General features: G+C 66.8%; 13 protein-coding genes and 1 tRNA gene. 9 read left to right on the top strand and 5 right to left on the bottom strand.

What is annotated here, in order from left to right; all coding sequences use genetic code 11:
• Position 1 precedes the first annotated feature (1 nt).
• The 3 genes from ACFO5X_RS24885 to gyrA form a co-directional block, all read right to left on the bottom strand.
• Positions 2-1,129 (bottom strand): HlyD family secretion protein, encoded by a 1,128-nt coding sequence (locus ACFO5X_RS24885; protein ID WP_380722720.1) that lies wholly within the window; start codon positions 1,127-1,129, stop codon positions 2-4.
• Positions 1,126-1,569, bottom strand: coding sequence for a MarR family winged helix-turn-helix transcriptional regulator (locus tag ACFO5X_RS24890; protein WP_380722722.1), 444 nt, complete (start codon positions 1,567-1,569; stop codon positions 1,126-1,128). The genes ACFO5X_RS24885 and ACFO5X_RS24890 overlap by 4 nt, the downstream gene beginning before the upstream one ends.
• A 357-nt stretch (positions 1,570-1,926) precedes the next feature.
• Entirely contained in the window at positions 1,927-4,668 is a 2,742-nt protein-coding gene (gyrA, locus tag ACFO5X_RS24895; RefSeq protein WP_380722724.1) for a DNA gyrase subunit A, read from the bottom strand.
• 213 nt (positions 4,669-4,881) lie between these two features.
• Here gyrA and ACFO5X_RS24900 point away from each other — a divergent pair, with 213 nt between their 5' ends.
• Positions 4,882-5,151 (top strand): usg protein, encoded by a 270-nt coding sequence (locus ACFO5X_RS24900; protein ID WP_380722726.1) that lies wholly within the window; start codon positions 4,882-4,884, stop codon positions 5,149-5,151.
• On the opposite strand, the gene ACFO5X_RS24905 is transcribed toward ACFO5X_RS24900, so the two are convergent.
• A complete protein-coding gene (locus ACFO5X_RS24905) occupies positions 5,148-6,101 on the bottom strand; it encodes a radical SAM protein (RefSeq protein WP_380722728.1) in 954 nt (317 codons plus the stop codon). The genes ACFO5X_RS24900 and ACFO5X_RS24905 overlap by 4 nt on opposite strands.
• Positions 6,102-6,286: 185 nt before the next feature.
• Here ACFO5X_RS24905 and zwf point away from each other — a divergent pair, with 185 nt between their 5' ends.
• The 4 genes from zwf to ACFO5X_RS24925 all read left to right on the top strand — a co-directional run bounded on the left by zwf (position 6,287) and on the right by ACFO5X_RS24925 (position 11,360).
• Entirely contained in the window at positions 6,287-7,753 is a 1,467-nt protein-coding gene (gene zwf, locus ACFO5X_RS24910) for a glucose-6-phosphate dehydrogenase (protein ID WP_380722730.1), read from the top strand.
• Entirely contained in the window at positions 7,750-8,421 is a 672-nt protein-coding gene (gene pgl / locus ACFO5X_RS24915; protein ID WP_380722732.1) for a 6-phosphogluconolactonase, read from the top strand. The genes zwf and pgl overlap by 4 nt, the downstream gene beginning before the upstream one ends.
• Positions 8,422-8,425: 4 nt before the next feature.
• On the top strand, positions 8,426-10,045 hold the full coding sequence (pgi, locus tag ACFO5X_RS24920; protein ID WP_380722734.1) for a glucose-6-phosphate isomerase: 1,620 nt from the start codon (positions 8,426-8,428) through the stop codon (positions 10,043-10,045).
• A 112-nt stretch (positions 10,046-10,157) separates the two neighbouring features.
• Positions 10,158-11,360 carry a calcium-binding protein gene (locus tag ACFO5X_RS24925; RefSeq protein ID WP_380722737.1) on the top strand — a complete coding sequence of 401 codons (1,203 nt, stop codon included), beginning with the start codon at positions 10,158-10,160 and terminating at the stop codon, positions 11,358-11,360.
• A 1-nt stretch (position 11,361) separates the two neighbouring features.
• On the opposite strand, the gene ACFO5X_RS24930 is transcribed toward ACFO5X_RS24925, so the two are convergent.
• On the bottom strand, positions 11,362-11,838 hold the full coding sequence (locus ACFO5X_RS24930) for an acyl-CoA thioesterase (protein WP_380722739.1): 477 nt from the start codon (positions 11,836-11,838) through the stop codon (positions 11,362-11,364).
• Between the two features lie 99 nt (positions 11,839-11,937).
• Between ACFO5X_RS24930 and ACFO5X_RS24935 the strand changes: the two genes are divergently transcribed.
• The 4 genes from ACFO5X_RS24935 (at position 11,938) to ACFO5X_RS24950 (ending at position 15,311) form a co-directional block, all read left to right on the top strand.
• A complete protein-coding gene (locus tag ACFO5X_RS24935; RefSeq protein ID WP_380722740.1) occupies positions 11,938-13,557 on the top strand; it encodes a long-chain-fatty-acid--CoA ligase in 1,620 nt (539 codons plus the stop codon).
• An 81-nt stretch (positions 13,558-13,638) separates the two neighbouring features.
• Positions 13,639-13,712 (top strand) — tRNA-Gly (locus tag ACFO5X_RS24940).
• Positions 13,713-13,937: 225 nt separating this feature from the next.
• A complete protein-coding gene (locus tag ACFO5X_RS24945) occupies positions 13,938-14,543 on the top strand; it encodes an MT-A70 family methyltransferase (RefSeq protein WP_380723239.1) in 606 nt (201 codons plus the stop codon).
• A 3-nt stretch (positions 14,544-14,546) separates the two neighbouring features.
• Positions 14,547-15,311, top strand: a complete 765-nt coding sequence (locus ACFO5X_RS24950) for a BglII/BstYI family type II restriction endonuclease (protein WP_380722742.1) — start codon at positions 14,547-14,549, stop codon at positions 15,309-15,311.
• The last annotated feature ends 2 nt before the right edge of the window (positions 15,312-15,313 follow it).

Here is a 15,313-nt window from a genome sequence, read left to right on the forward strand (position 1 = left end):
CTCAGTGGGTCAGCTTGTCGAGCCGCGAGGCGCCGGTGTCGACCGAGACCGTCGCGCTCATGCCGCCGCGCAGGGGATGGTCGTCATCGGGGGTGACGCCGATGCGCACCGCGACGCGCTGCACCACCTTGACCCAGTTGCCGGTGGCGTTCTGCGCCGGGATCAGCGCGAATTGCGAGCCAGTGGCCGAGCCGAAGCTTTCAACGGTGCCGTGCAGCTCGACCCCCGGATAGGCGTCGATCTCGATATCGACCGGCTGGCCGACCTTCAGCGTGGCCAGCTGGGTTTCCTTGTAGTTCGCCTCGATCCAGGTGTCGTCGCTTTCAACGATGCTGGCCATGGCGGCGCCGGGGGTCACGTATTGGCCGACGTTCAGGCTGGAGACCTGGCTGACGAAGCCAGTCACCGGGGCCACGACCTCGGCCTGCTCCAGGTCGCGCTGCGCGGCGGCGCGTTGGGCGAGGGCGGCGCGGACGGTCGGGAAGGAATCGGTTTCGATATCGGGATTGCCGCCCAGGGCGGCGATGGCGGACTGAACTCCCTGGCGGGCGAGGTTGACCTCGTTCTCGGCGGTGTAGACGGCGGCTGTGGCCTCGTCCAGCGCGGCGGAAGAGGCGACGCCGCGGCCGGCCAGCGCCTGCTGGCGGTCGAACTCGCGGTCGCTGACGCTCTTGAGGTGTTCCGCGGCGGCCAGCTTGGCCTTGGCGGTGTTCAGCGCGGCGCGCAGCTGGGCGACCGAGAGGCGGGCGGCGGCGAGGGTGGCGTCCGCCTCATCCAGCGCGATGCTGAACGGCTCGGGATCGAGCCGGAAGATGCGAGTGCCGGCCGCGACATTTTCGTTCTCGGCCACGTCCACGTCGATGATGCGCCCCGAGACATCGGAGGAAATGCTGACGATGGGCTGATGCACATAGGCGTTGTCGGTGGAGACGTAGCGCCCGCCGGTCAGCCAGACATAGCCGCCGCCCAGCGCCAGCAGCAGCGGCACGGAATACATCAGCGCCCGGCGCTTCCTGCGTTTCGGCGGGGCGGCTTCGGGATTGGCGGGGGCGGGGGCGGCACCTTGTGGCGCCGGTGCGCGAGCGTCCGTTTCGGGCGCCGGTTCCACCTTTTTGGTTGGGGCGTTCATGCGACCTCATCCTTCTTGTCGGAGGCGGCGGTTTCGAGATTGCCGACGATCTGCTGCAGGGCGCGCGTGAGGGCGTCGAGATCCTGCGGCGTGATGCCGTCCAGCGCGGTGGCGTAGACGGTCGCGGCGATCTCGTGCATTTCGGCAACAACGGGCAGGGCGGCCTCGGTGATGCGCACCAGCTTGGCGCGGCCATCCGACGGATCGCTTTCGCGACGTACCAGGCCCTCGGATTCCAGGCGGTCGATGATGTCGCTCATGGTCATCTGGCTGGCCTCGACCCGGGCCGCCAGCGCGACCTGGGACATGCCGTCGTTGCGGCTGAGCGCGCCGAGGGTGCGCCACTGCATCAGCGACAGCCGGTGTTCGCGGGCGCGCTTCTCGAACTCGCTCTTCATCAGGCGGGCCGCGTCGTGAAGCAGGAGTCCAAGGCTTTGCATGGGTTGAGACCTCGTTTTGCTACGGAGGTATATATTATAGGCCCGTAGGGGTTTCAAGCGAGCTTAAACGAAGCTGCCTGTGCAGGCCTGCACATATCCGGGGCGGGGGCTGTTGACGGCTCGGAGCAGTCTGCGCCGCGTTGCGGGGTTCCATCTGAAAGGAAAGGCAGCAGCGGACTCCTGCTTCCTCTTGCTTCAAATATCCTCGCCGAAGGCATCGCGCCGCAGGCGCGACGGGGGTGCGGGGGCGCAGCCCCCCGGCACGGCCGGGTGTTCATGTCAGGATTTTTGAAAGGAAATGCGATGCGCGGGGCAGGGCGGGCACGATAACGGCGGGGGCGCGCGCCCCCGCCGGAGTTATTCGGTGACGTCTTCCTCGTCGCCCTGTTCGGCGATCCAGGCGACGCTCACCACTTCCTCGCCGCGCGAGGTGTCGAGCACCTTGACGCCGCCGGCGCTGCGCGAGCGGAACGAAATGCCGTCGACGGGCACGCGGATCGACTGGCCGGTGGAGGTGGCCAGCATGATCTGGTCGTCCATCTCGACCGGGAAGGAGGCGACCAGCGCCCCCGAACGGTCGGACATCGAGAAGGCCTGCACGCCCATGCCGCCGCGGCCGCGCACCGGGTAGTCGTGGCTGGACGACAGTTTGCCGAGGCCCTTGGCTGTGATGGTCAGGATCAGGTTCTCGGCCGCCGACATCTGCGCATAGCGTTCCTGGCTGATGGTGGCATTGGCATTGGCGTCGCCGTCGTCCTCGTCCGGAACGGACTCGGCGTCGTCGGCCAGGCCGGCAACGGCGCGGCGCATCTTGAGATAGGCCGAGCGTTCGTCGGGCGTGGCTTCGAAGTGCCGGATCACCGACATCGACACGACACGGTCGCCGTTCGAGAGGCGGACCCCGCGGACGCCGGTGGAATCGCGCCCCTTGAAGACGCGCACATCGGTGGTCGGGAAGCGGATCGCCCGGCCGGCGTTGGTGACGAGCATGACGTCGTCGTCCTCGGAGGCGATGCGGGCGTTCACCAGGCTCACGTCGTCGGGCAGTTTCATCGCGATCTTGCCGTTGCGCATCACGTTGGTGAAATCACCCAGCGCATTGCGCCTCACGTCGCCGGCCGAGGTGGCGAAGACGATCTGCAGGTCGTCCCATTCCTCTTCCGGGCGGTCCACCGGCATGATGGCGGCGATAGACACGCCCTGCGGGATCGGCAGGATGTTGACGATGGCCTTGCCCTTGGCCGTGCGCCCGCCCTGCGGCAGGCGCCAGGTCTTCAACTTGTAGACCATGCCGTCGGTGGTGAAGAACAAGAGCTGGGTATGCGTGTTGGCGACGAAGAGGGTGGTCACCACGTCGTCGTCCTTGGTCTGCATCCCCGACAGCCCCTTGCCGCCGCGCCGCTGGCTGCGGAATTCGGCAAGCGGGGTGCGCTTGATCCAGCCGGACTGGGTGACGGTCACCACCATATCCTCGCGCTCGATCAGGTCCTCGTCTTCCATGTCGCCCGACCAGTCGACGATCTCGGTGCGGCGCGGGACGGCGAAGAGTTCCTTCACCTCCTTCAGCTCGTTCGAGATGATCTCCATGATCCGCTCGCGAGAGCCGAGGATTTCGAGGTATTCCTTGATCTTGCGCGCCAGTTCCTCGAGCTCGTCGGTCACTTCCTTGACGCCGAGCTGGGTCAGGCGCTGCAGGCGCAGGTCGAGGATGGCGCGGGCCTGCGCTTCGGACAGGTAATAAGTGCCGTCCTCGTTCATGCGGTGGGTCGGGTCGTCGATCAGCCGGATGTAGCCGGCGATCTCGGCCGCAGGCCAGCGCCGGGTCATCAGCTTTTCGCGCGCTTCCGCGGCGTCGGCCGAGGCGCGGATGGTGGCGACCACCTCGTCCACGTTGCTGACCGCGACGGCCAGACCGCAGAGGATGTGGCTGCGTTCGCGCGCCTTGCGCAGTTCGAAGGCGGTGCGGCGGGCGACCACTTCCTCGCGGAAGTCGATGAAGGCGGTGAGGAAGCCGCGCAGCGTCAGCGTTTCGGGCCGGCCGCCGTTGAGCGCCAGCATGTTGCAGCCGAAGTGCACCTGCATCGGCGTGAAGCGGTAGAGCTGGTTCAGCACCACCTCAGCGGTGGCGTCACGCTTGAGCTCGACCACCACGCGCACGCCGTTGCGGTCAGATTCGTCCTGCACGTGGGCGACGCCCTCGATGCGCTTTTCGCGCACCGCCTCGGCGATCTTCTCGATCATGCTGGACTTGTTCACCTGATAGGGAATCTCGTCCACGACGATCGCGTAACGGTCCTTGCGCAGTTCCTCGACGCGGGTTTTGGCGCGGATGATTACGCTGCCGCGCCCTTCGAGATAGGCCTTGCGCGCGCCCGAGCGGCCCAGCATGAGGCCGCCGGTGGGAAAGTCGGGGCCGGGGACGTAGTCGATCAGCTGTTCGCTGGTCAGGTCCGGGTCGTCGATCAGCGCCAGAGTGGCGTCCACCACTTCGCCCAGATTGTGCGGCGGGATGTTGGTGGCCATGCCGACGGCGATGCCGCCCGCGCCATTGACCAGCATGTTGGGGAAGCGGGCGGGCAGAACCGCCGGTTCCTTGTCCTTGCCGTCGTAGTTGTCGAGGAAGTCGACGGTTTCCTTGTCGATATCGGCCAGCAGGTAGTTCGCCGACTTGGCCATCCGCACTTCGGTGTAGCGCATGGCTGCGGCCTTGTCGCCGTCCATGGAGCCGAAGTTGCCCTGGCCATCCAGCAGGGGCAGCGACATGGAAAAGCCCTGCGCCATACGCACCAGGGCGTCATAGATCGCGCTGTCGCCGTGGGGGTGGTATTTCCCCATCGTGTCGCCCACCGGGCGGGCCGACTTGCGGTAGGGTTTGTCGAATGTGTTCGACGTCTCGTACATCGCGTAGAGGATTCGCCGGTGCACCGGTTTCAGCCCGTCGCGCAGGTCGGGAATCGCCCGGCTGACGATGACCGACATGGCGTAGTCGAGATAGGACGTGCGCATCTCGGATTCGATGGAGACGCTCGGGCCGCTGAAGACGGGGCGCTCGGGCGGCGTTTCGTCCATGTTTTCAGGCGGTTCTGGGGTATCGCTCACGTGCTCTGCCGATTTTTTATGCGTTGCTATATCTTGTGGAGCGACCTTATCAGAATACGCACATCCGGTGCAATGCCAAGCGTCCCGATGTATTGGCAGCCGCGCTAGTAAAGTGATAACACACTGTTTTTAATCATCTAAATGAAATCTGCCCTCGCCATGCCACAAATCCGGGGTAAACTGGAGTCACAGGCAACATTGATGAGGGTTCTCATGGGTGAGCGTGATACCGAGCTGATGCTCAAGGGCTACGGGCTGACCACGGCAGAGTTCTTTTACCGGATGCCAGACTACCGGAACGTGCTGAATACGTTCGTATGGCAGGAGTACGATCTGGCGCCGGATCATCCGCGATTGTTCGAATTCGTCGAGTTCTGGCAGCGCGAGATCGAGGGGCCGCTGCATTCGGTGCGGTTTACCCATCGCAAGCTGATCGGGCCGGGCGCCTGGCAGAACCAGGTCGGCGAGTTCCGCCTGCATTAGGCCGAGCAGCTGGCCCCGCCCAGCACGCAGAACTTGGCGCAATGCGGGTGGTTCAGGGCCACCGGGCGCGCGGCTTCGGCGAGCGTCGCGCCAAGTTCGAATTCGGGCGCATAGGGCAGGAGGGTGCAGGCCACCACGGCCGGCCCTTCCGTACCCTTGCGGCGGATCACCATGCGGGACGAGGCGCACATGACCGACTCGGGCGATTTGTTCAGGATGCCCCAGCAGGCGGTGGTGATCTCGGGCACTTCGGCGCGCAGGTCCATTTCGGGGAAGATCATGGTTTCACCGGGGGCCTGGGCGTCGATCTCAAACCTGTGGCGCGCGTAGAGTTGGGCGAAGCCGTCGCGCACCGTCTTCTCGTCCTCGTGCCACAGGCTGCGGCCGGCGACGGCCATGCGGATGCCGTGATCGCGCAGCCACTCCATCCCCTCGATCGAGCGGGCGAAACTGCCCGGGCCGCGTTCCTCGTCGTGGCGAGCCGGGTCGAAATGGTCGAGCGAGATGCGCAGCACCAGCCGGTCGCCGAAGTCGTGGACCAGGTCGCCAAGGCCGGCCTGAACGCGCGGGCGCATCATCGGCTGCATCGCGTTGGTCAGGATCAGCACGCGATAGCCGCGTTCCAGCGCCAGCCGGGCCATGGCGATCATCCCGGGATTCATGAAGGGCTCGCCGCCGGTAAAGCCGATTTCGGTCAGCGGCCAGTCCAGTGCCTCGGCCTCTTCGAGATAGCGGCGCACCTCGTCGAGCGTGAGGTAGACCAGCGCGTCATTGGTCGGGCTGCTGTCGATATAGCAGTGCGTGCAGGCGATGTTGCAGAGCGTTCCGGTGTTGAACCACAGCGTCTCGGGGCGGCTGAGCGGGACGGTCGCCCGCGCCGAGCCGTCGGCCGTTATGGCCGGGTCCTGAAACTTGCCGGCATTGGCCGGGGTCTGGTCGATATCCTTCATCGCGGGCTTCCAAATGGTGGCGCGTTTGCGAGATGTACCTTATGCCTGTCGCGAATGAAACGCCGCGCGCGCGCTGAGTGACAGAGAAGTGATGCGCGCTCGACAGCTTGGGGTGTTCGCGCTAACACCCGCAGGGGCAGGAAGCGGCCGTCCCATCGCGGCGGCCCGGAAAGGACTGGGACGATATGGTTTCACGCGTCATTCCCGTCGATCCGTTCGACCTCGTGATCTTTGGCGGAACGGGCGACCTGGCCCGGCGCAAGATTCTGCCGGCGCTGTTCCGGCGCTATTGCGCGGGACAGATCCCGTCCGAGGCGCGGATCGTCGGCGCGGCGCGGGCCGAGTATGACGACGCCGGCTATCGCGACTTTGCGGCCGAGGCGATCCGCGAGTTCGCGCCGGGCCGGACCTGCGAGGACGGCACGCTGGGGCAATTCCTGGAACGGCTGTCCTATGTGACCATCGACGCGCGGGGCGACACGGGCTGGGAGGATCTGGCCTCGAAGTTGCAGCCGGGGCGGGTGCGGGCCTTCTATTTCTCGGTGGGTCCGGGGCTGTTCGGCGATCTGGCCGACCGGCTGCACAAATGGGGCGTGGCCGATGCGGACTCGCGCATCGTGGTGGAAAAGCCCTTCGGCCACGACCTCGCCAGCGCGCGGGCGCTGAACCACACGCTGGCGGCGCATTTTCATGAAAGCCAGATCTACCGGATCGACCATTACCTCGGCAAGGAGACGGTGCAGAACCTGATGGCGGTCCGCTTTGGCAACATGCTGTTCGAGCCGCTGTGGAACGCGCAATACGTCGACCATATCCAGATCACCGTGGCTGAGACGGTGGGCGTGGGCGGGCGGGGCGAATATTACGACACCGCCGGCGCGATGCGGGACATGATGCAGAACCACCTGATGCAGCTGCTCTGCCTGATCGCGATGGAACCTCCGGCGCGCTTTGAGCCGGATGCGGTGCGCGACGAGAAGCTGAAGGTGATCCGCGCGCTGGACGAGGTTCTGCCGCATCACATCGTGCGCGGCCAGTATGACGCGGCCAAGGGCGCCGAGGGGGACTATCCTTCGTATCGCGAGGCGGTGGGCAACCCGCGGTCCAAGACCGAGAGCTATATCGCGCTCAAGACCCATGTGTCGAACTGGCGATGGGCGGGCACGCCGTTCTACCTGCGCACGGGCAAGCGGCTGAAGGCGCGGTCTTCGGTGATTTCGGTGATGTTCAAGGACACGCCGCATTCGATCTTCGGGGCCGAGGCGGGGCGGCATGCGAACGTGCTGACCATCCGGTTGCAGCCGAACGAGGGGATCACCCTGCAGGTGACGATCAAGGAACCCGGTCCCGGAGGGATGCGTTTGGTGGACGTGCCGCTGGACATGACATTTGCCGAGGCGCTGGGACCCGAGGGAAGCGATCCGCCAGATGCCTACGAGCGCCTCATCATGGATGTGATCCGGGGCAACCAGACCCTGTTCATGCGCGGCGACGAGGTGGAGGCAGCCTGGGCCTGGACCGATCCGATCATCGCCGGATGGGTGCGCCGGGGCGAGGTGCCCAAACCCTACGACAGTGGCAGCGTCGGACCGGGCGACGCCGATCTTCTGATACAACGCGACGGCCGGGAATGGCGGGGAATCGTTCCATGAATATCATCGACTATGCCGATCGGGACATGCTGGCGATCAATGTCGCCCAGGTGGTGGCGGGTCAGCTGGAATCGGTCCTGTTCAGCCACGAACGGGCCTCTTTCGCCGTACCGGGCGGAACCACGCCGGGGCCGATCTTCGACGCGCTCTGCGCCGCGACGCTGGACTGGAGCCGGGTGCACGTGATGCCGACCGACGAACGCTGGGTGGCCGAGGACGACAGCCGCTCGAACGCGCGGCTGATCCGCAAGCGGCTGCTGACCTCGCGTGCCGAGGCGGCGACGCTGGTGCCCTTCTACCGCGCCGGGCAGACGCCCGAGGCGGCGCTGGACGAGATCGCCGAGAGCATCGCGCCCTATCTGCCGCTGTCTGTGCTGCTGCTGGGGATGGGCGAGGACATGCACACCGCCTCGATCTTTGCCGGCGCGCCGGGCAGCGCCGAGGCGCTGGACGCGGCTGCGCCGCCGCTGGCCGTGGTCACGCCCGAAACGCAGCCCGAGACCCGCGTGACCCTGACCGCGCCGGTGCTGGACGGGGCGTTGTCCAAGCATCTGGTGATCTTCGGCGCCTCCAAGCGCGCGGCGCTGGAACGGGCGCTGACGATGCCACCGGAAGAGGCGCCGGTGCAGGCCGTGCTGACCGATATCACCGTACATTGGGCGGAATGAGATCATGACCAAGTGGGAAGACCTGAAACGGCTGCAGGCCGCCGCGGGGGCGCGTCATATCCTCGATCTGTTTGCCGCCGATCCGGCGCGGGCGAAGGGCTTTGCGGTGGACGCGCTGGGGATGCGGTTCGACTATTCCAAGACCAACATGGACAGCGCGCAGCGGGCGGCGCTGATCGCGCTGTGCGATGGCGCCGGACTGGCGGACCGTCGCGAGGCGATGTTCACCGGCGCGCCGATCAACGAGACCGAGGGGCGCGCGGTGCTGCACACCGCGCTGCGCAATCTCGACGGCGGGCCGGTGCCGGTGGACGGGCAGGACGTGATGCCCGGCGTTCTGGACGGTCTCGCCCGGATGCGGGCCTTTGCCGGCGCGGTGCGGTCGGGCAAGGCGCGGGGCGCGGGCGGGGCGCTGACGGATGTGGTCAATATCGGGATCGGCGGCTCGGACCTTGGTCCGGCGATGGCGGTGATGGCGCTGGCCCCCTATCACGACGGTCCGCGCTGTCATTTCGTCTCGAACGTCGACGGGGCCGATATCGCCGACACGCTGCGCGGGCTGGATCCGACGCGGACTCTGGTGATCGTCGCCTCGAAAACCTTCACCACCATCGAGACGATGACCAACGCACGCACGGCCAAGGCCTGGATGGAGGAGGGCGGCGGCGACCCCGCGCGCCAGTTCGCCGCGCTGTCGACGGCGCAGGACAAGACGGCGGCCTTCGGGATCGACGCCGACAAGGTCTTCGGTTTCGCCGACTGGGTCGGCGGGCGGTATTCCGTCTGGGGGCCAATCGGCCTGAGCCTGATGATCGCCATCGGCGCGAAGGCGTTCGACGCTTTCCTGCGGGGCGCGCAGGCGATGGACAATCACTTCCGCACGGCGGACTGGGGCGAGAACATGCCGGTTCTGCTGGCGCTGACCGGGCTGTGGCACCATCAGGTCTGCGGCTATGCGACCCGCGCCGTGCTGCCCTATGACCAGCGGCTGAAGCGCCTGCCGGCCTATCTCCAGCAGCTGGAGATGGAGAGCAACGGAAAATCGGTGGCGATGGATGGGACGCCGCTGGACGGGCCTTCGGGGCCGGTGGTCTGGGGCGAGCCCGGCACAAACGGGCAGCACGCCTTCTACCAGCTGATCCATCAGGGCACCGCAGTGGTGCCCTGCGAGTTCATGGTGGCGGCGGTGGGTCACGAGCCGGAGCTGGCGCATCATCACCGCCTGCTGGTGGCGAACTGCCTGGCGCAGTCCGAAGCGCTGATGCGGGGACGCGCGCCGGAAGACGCGCGCGCCAAGGTGGCGGGTGCGTTCGAGGGCGCCGAGCTGGAGCGGCAGGCGGCGCACCGGGTCTTCCCGGGCAACCGGCCATCGGTCACGCTGATCTATCCGCAGCTGACGCCCGAGATCCTGGGCCAGATCATCGCGCTCTATGAGCACCGGGTCTTTGTCGAGGGGGTGATCCTGGGGATCAACTCGTTCGACCAGTGGGGCGTGGAACTGGGAAAGGAGCTGGCGACCTCGCTGGGGCCGATCGTGGAGGGCGCCGAAAGTGCCGCGGGCAAGGACGGCTCGACCGCGGCGCTGGTGGAGTTCGTGCACCGACATGGCGGCGGGGCGACGTAGGCCGAAATCCTGCGAGGATTTCGGTCTGTTTTCCTTGTAGGAAAACGGCTAGGGCGCGCGGGCTGGAACCTGCTATAATACCCTCGTTCGATTGCAGACCTGGTGCGTTCCGATGGCCCTGACCGTGACCCATGCCAGTCCGCTGGCGAGCAGCTTCCAGCGCGTGCTGGTGGCGACGCTGCAGAACCCGGACAGCGTGTGGTTTCCAAGTGCAAGCGGGACCACGCTTACCTTCGTGGAACAGTTCGGCCCGGGGTTGGAGGTGGTGTTTCGCGGCGTCGGGCTTGGGTTGGACCGCAACGGCCTCCCCTTCGGCACGATCACCGGGTTCGAGATCGGCGCTGGTTTCGGCCCGCCGGATTTGACAGGCGGGGGCGTGGCGATCGACATGGGCGCGCTCTGGGCGCGGGCGCAGCGTGTGGCGGATTTCGATGGGCCGGCGTTCCAGCGGGTGCTCGACCTGATCGGAATGCGCGGTGTGACCGAGATCGGCTCGGCCGGTGACGACGTTTTCGACACCGGGCCGAAGGGTGATGTGCTGCGGGGCGGCGCGGGCGATGACCTGTTCCTGTTCCGCCATGTCGATCCGGCGCCGGGCGCGCCGCACCCGCCGGCGGATCTGCTGGTGGGTGGCCTGGGCGCACGGGATACTCTGGAGATCGCGCAAGTGGCGCTGGGGTTCGGCCAGTCCCTGGTGGTCGATTTGGCGCAAGGCCGGGTCGAGCGGGTGACCGAGGGCTGGCATGGCGGGCGCCAGCTGCTGGCCGAGGCGCGCGGGATCGAGTATGTGATCGGCACCGGGTATGGCGACAGCATTCTGGGCGATGGCGCGCGCAATCTGCTGCGCGGGCAGGCGGGCGATGACCAGCTGAACGGGCGCGCCGGGGCGGATGTTCTGGACGGTGGGTGGGGCGGCGACAGGCTGCTGGGCGGCGGGGGCAACGACCGCCTGCTGGGCGGCGCGGGTGCGGACCTGCCGAAGGGCGGCGCGGGGCGCGACCGGCTGTTCGGCGGCGGCCACGCCGACCGGCTGGAGGGCGGCGCGGGCGACGACATCCTGACCGGTGGCGCGGGGGCGGACGTCTTTGTCTTCGATGCCCGCAGCGCCGCACCCGGGCAGGGCGATGACGTGATCACCGATTTCGACGCCGCGCAGGACCGCCTGTTGTGGCGCGCGGACTTCCCGCCGCCCTTCGAGGTGGAGGTCACGATCATCGGCGCGGGCACGCTGATCAGCCATGCGGGCGGCACGATCACGCTGGCCGGCGTGCTGCTGACGGCGGAGGAGATCGAGATGCGGGTGGTTTACTTCTAGGCTAGGCTGTCTCGTCCAGCGCGCGGTCCATCTCGACGAATTGTGCGCGCAGCGGGTCGGGCAGCGCGATGCGCCCCTCGCCATCGGGCGTGCCGAGCACGACCACCGCGCTCATCCGGGCGCGCAGGTCGCCCGACCAGAGCTGCTGGTCCATCGTGAAGGAGGTCTGGCGGAAGGCGGCGACGCGGGCGGTGGCGACGTAATCCTCGTCGCGCAGCATCTCGCGGACATAGCGCAGGTGCACGGAGTGCAGCAGGATCCGGGGCCGCACGCCGTTGAAATGGCCAAGGCAGAAGCGGTCGAAATAGGAGACGCGCACCGCTTCGAACCACGACAGGTAGGCCTTGTTGTTGACGTGGTTCTGGCTGTCGAGTTCGGCAAAGCGCACGCGGTCGGCCATGGCCAGCGTCTGCGGCGTGTCCAGCCCGAAGGCGCGTTGTTCCTCCAGGGAAAGCGGGGTGTGATAGCGAAGCTCCATACCCTCTGCGCTAACCGCCAACCTCAATCACCGCAAGGGCAATCTTGCCATTCTCGGGCGTCCTTGGCAGGGTGCGCGCAACCGAACGGGAGGGATACGATGCTCGGACAGATGATGACCAAACCGCTGCTGATCTCGGCGCTGATCGACCATGCCGAACGTTATCACGGCGGCACCGAGATCTGGTCGGTCGAAACGACGGGCGGCACCGAACAGACCACCTGGGGCGGCATCGCGCAGAATGCGCGCCGGCTCGCCTCGGCGCTGACGGCGCTGGGGCTCGAGCCGCAGGCGCGCTGCGCGACGCTGGCCTGGAACAACCGGCGGCATCTGGAGATCTACTATGGCGTCTCGGGCGCCGGGATGGTCTGCCACACGGTCAACCCGCGCCTGTTCCCGGAACAGCTGGTCTATATCATGAACCACGCCGAGGACCGGGTGCTGTTATTCGACAAGACCTTCGTGCCGCTGGTCAAGGCGATCCGGGCCGAGCTGAAGACGGTCCGCCATTTCGTCTACATGGGGCCCGAGGATGCCGAGGTGTCCGCGGCGGTTCCCGACGTGCTGTCCTATGACGGGCTGGTGGCGGGGGGCGACCCCGGGTTCGCCTGGCCGGAGTTCGACGAGAACACCGCCTCGTCTCTGTGCTATACCTCGGGTACCACGGGCCACCCCAAGGGCGTGCTCTACTCCCACCGCTCGACGCTGCTGCATGCCTTCGCCTCGAACACGCGCGACGTGATCGGCTATTCGGCCTCGGACACGGTGATGCCGGTGGTGCCGATGTTCCACGTCAACGCCTGGGGCGCGCCCTATGGCTGTGCGATGTCGGGGGCGCGGATGGTGATGCCGGGGCCGGGGCTGGACGGCGACAGCCTGGTGCGCCTGATCGACACCCATAAGGTGACGCTGGCGATGGGCGTGCCGACGATCTGGCTGGGCCTGCTGGCTGCGGCGAAGAAGTCTGGGTCCAAGCTCGACAGCCTGACGCGCAACGTGATCGGCGGCTCGGCCTGCCCGCCGTCGATGATCGACACCTTCCGCGAAGTCTATGGCGTGGATACGGTGCACGCCTGGGGCATGACCGAGATGAGCCCGCTGGGGTCGGCCAACCAGCCGCTGGCCAAGCACCGCGACCTGCCCGAGGCCGAGCGCCGCGCGACCCGGCTGAACCAGGGGCGGCCGCCCTTCGGGGTCGAGCTGAAGATCGTTGGTGACGACGGTCAGGATCTGCCCGAGGACGGCAAGACCCAGGGCGATCTGATGGTGCGCGGCCATTGGGTGCTCGACAGCTATTTCCGGGCCGAGGGCGAGGATCTGCTGGCCGACGGCTGGTTCGCGACGGGCGATGTGGCGACGCTGGACGGCGACGGCTATCTGACCATCCGCGACCGGTCCAAGGACATCATCAAGTCGGGCGGCGAATGGATCTCGTCGGTCGAGCTGGAGGGGATCGCGATGGCGCACCCGAAGCTCGCCAATGCCGCCGTGGTCGGCGTGCCGCACCCGAAATGGGACGAGCGCCCGCTGCTGGTGGCGGTCCGGGCCGAGGGCGAGGATCCGACGCCCGAGGAACTGCTGGCCTTTTTCGACGGCAAGATCGCCAAATGGCAGGTGCCGGACGCGGTGGTCTTTGTCGATGCGCTGCCGGTCGGGGCGACGGGCAAGGTGCTGAAGCGCGAGCTGAAGGCGCAGTTCGCGGACGCGCTGACGGCCTGATTGCGGTCGGGTGCCTCTGGGGCCGGCGGTGCGGAAATCATCTTGCACCGGGCCGGCTCCGGATGGTATCCGGGCGCCAAGGCGGGTGTAGCTCAATGGTAGAGCGAGAGCTTCCCAAGCTCCAGACGAGGGTTCGATTCCCTTCACCCGCTCCAGACCTTCCCCCGAACGCGACACCGTCATGCACCGTACTGGCGCAACCTTGCCTTAACCGTAATCTGCTAGGCTGCGCGGGTGGAACAAAAGGGCAATCCCGGATTGCCTGACGCAAGATATTGCGATACCCATTTTGCAAGCAACAAGGGGGCGGCGCCGTGAGTGAGCAGGATGCAAAGGCCGATCTGAGAGCCTTTCTGAGCGGCGAGCGCTTTGGCACCGTCATGGCCGACCCGCCGTGGCGCTTTACCAACCGCACCGGCAAGGTCGCGCCCGAGCACAAGCGGCTGGCGCGCTATCCCACGCTGTCGCTCGAGGAAATTTGCGATCTGCCGGTGGCCGAGCATCTGATGGATGCGGCGCATTGCTATCTCTGGGTGCCGAACGCGCTGTTGCCCGACGGGCTGAAGGTGCTGGAGGCCTGGGGCTTCGACTACAAGTCGCACATCATCTGGGAGAAGATTCGCAAGGACGGCGGGCCGGACGGGCGCGGGGTCGGCTTCTATTTCCGCAATGTCACCGAGATGCTGCTGTTCGGGGTTCGCGGCAAGAACGCGCGCACGCTTGCCCCGGGGCGGCGGCAGGTGAACGTGATCCAGGCGGAAGAGCCGGACGGCGACATGATGAAGACCCGCAAGCGCGAGCACAGCCGCAAGCCGGATGAGCAATACGAGGTGATCGAGTCCTGCTCCTGGGGACCCTACCTCGAACTGTTCGGGCGCGGCGGGCGCAAGGGCTGGACGGTCTGGGGCAACCAAGCCGGTGACGATTACAAGCCGACCTGGAAGACCTATTCCTACAACTCGAGCGTCACCGCGGCGGCGGAGTGAGGCGTGGCGCCTGACCTTTGGGGACATCCCTCGGACGACGACGAGGAGGATGACGATGCCGGGCCGATCTCGCAGGGCAAGAACGCCGATCACGCGCTGATCATCGAGCGGAATTTCGACGCGGATCTGCGGCGGCGGTTCGAGTTCTTCAGCTATCGCAACGCGGCCGAGATCCTCGCCCGCAGTTTTCCCGAACAGTTCGCCGACCTGATCCGCGCGCTGCAGACCATGGCGGTCACGCGCGAGATGATCCGGATGCCGGGCGGCAGCAAGGGCCCGATCGCCAAGCATGTCGACACGCTGTTCCCCGAGGACTGGGTCGAGACGCGCATCGCCGCCGATCTGCATGTGCGGCTGCTGCACGCCAAGCGGACGACGCAGAACCCGGTGCTGCGCGAATATTCGCGGGAAGGCTACCTGGATGGCCACCGCATCGACTTCGTCAAGGGACGGGTGGCGCTGGATCTGGAGTGGAACAGCAAGGACCAGACCTATGACCGCGATCTTTACGCCTTTTCGGCCTTCTATGACGCGGGCGCGATTGATGTGGGCGTGATCATCACGCGCGGCTTCCGGATGGACACCGCCTATTTCCGCAGTCTGGGCAAGGTCCTGCGCAAGGATGGCAGCGAGGGCGGCGAGGAAGTCTATCGCAAGTTCGGGGCCTCGACGACCTGGATGGGCAAGCTGCTGTACCGGCTGGACGCGGGGCGCAACGGCGGTTGCCCGGTGCTGGCCATCGGGATCACGCCGGACAGCGTGACCTGACC

It is taken from the genome of Seohaeicola nanhaiensis, assembly GCF_042654245.1.
Taxonomy (GTDB): Bacteria; Pseudomonadota; Alphaproteobacteria; order Rhodobacterales; family Rhodobacteraceae; genus Seohaeicola_A; species Seohaeicola_A nanhaiensis.

What these genes read in the sequence shown, in the direction of transcription:
- ACFO5X_RS24930 (WP_380722739.1), bottom strand. Translation starts at nt 11,838, where the DNA reads ATGGAGCTTCGCTATCACACCCCGCTTTCCCTGGAGGAACAACGCGCC.
- ACFO5X_RS24890 (WP_380722722.1), bottom strand. Translation starts at nt 1,569, where the DNA reads ATGCAAAGCCTTGGACTCCTGCTTCACGACGCGGCCCGCCTGATGAAG.
- pgi (WP_380722734.1), top strand. Translation starts at nt 8,426, where the DNA reads ATGACCAAGTGGGAAGACCTGAAACGGCTGCAGGCCGCCGCGGGGGCG.
- zwf (WP_380722730.1), top strand. Translation starts at nt 6,287, where the DNA reads ATGGTTTCACGCGTCATTCCCGTCGATCCGTTCGACCTCGTGATCTTT.
- ACFO5X_RS24925 (WP_380722737.1), top strand. Translation starts at nt 10,158, where the DNA reads ATGGCCCTGACCGTGACCCATGCCAGTCCGCTGGCGAGCAGCTTCCAG.
- ACFO5X_RS24900 (WP_380722726.1), top strand. Translation starts at nt 4,882, where the DNA reads ATGGGTGAGCGTGATACCGAGCTGATGCTCAAGGGCTACGGGCTGACC.
- ACFO5X_RS24945 (WP_380723239.1), top strand. Translation starts at nt 13,938, where the DNA reads ATGGCCGACCCGCCGTGGCGCTTTACCAACCGCACCGGCAAGGTCGCG.
- ACFO5X_RS24935 (WP_380722740.1), top strand. Translation starts at nt 11,938, where the DNA reads ATGCTCGGACAGATGATGACCAAACCGCTGCTGATCTCGGCGCTGATC.
- pgl (WP_380722732.1), top strand. Translation starts at nt 7,750, where the DNA reads ATGAATATCATCGACTATGCCGATCGGGACATGCTGGCGATCAATGTC.
- ACFO5X_RS24885 (WP_380722720.1), bottom strand. Translation starts at nt 1,129, where the DNA reads ATGAACGCCCCAACCAAAAAGGTGGAACCGGCGCCCGAAACGGACGCT.
- ACFO5X_RS24905 (WP_380722728.1), bottom strand. Translation starts at nt 6,101, where the DNA reads ATGAAGGATATCGACCAGACCCCGGCCAATGCCGGCAAGTTTCAGGAC.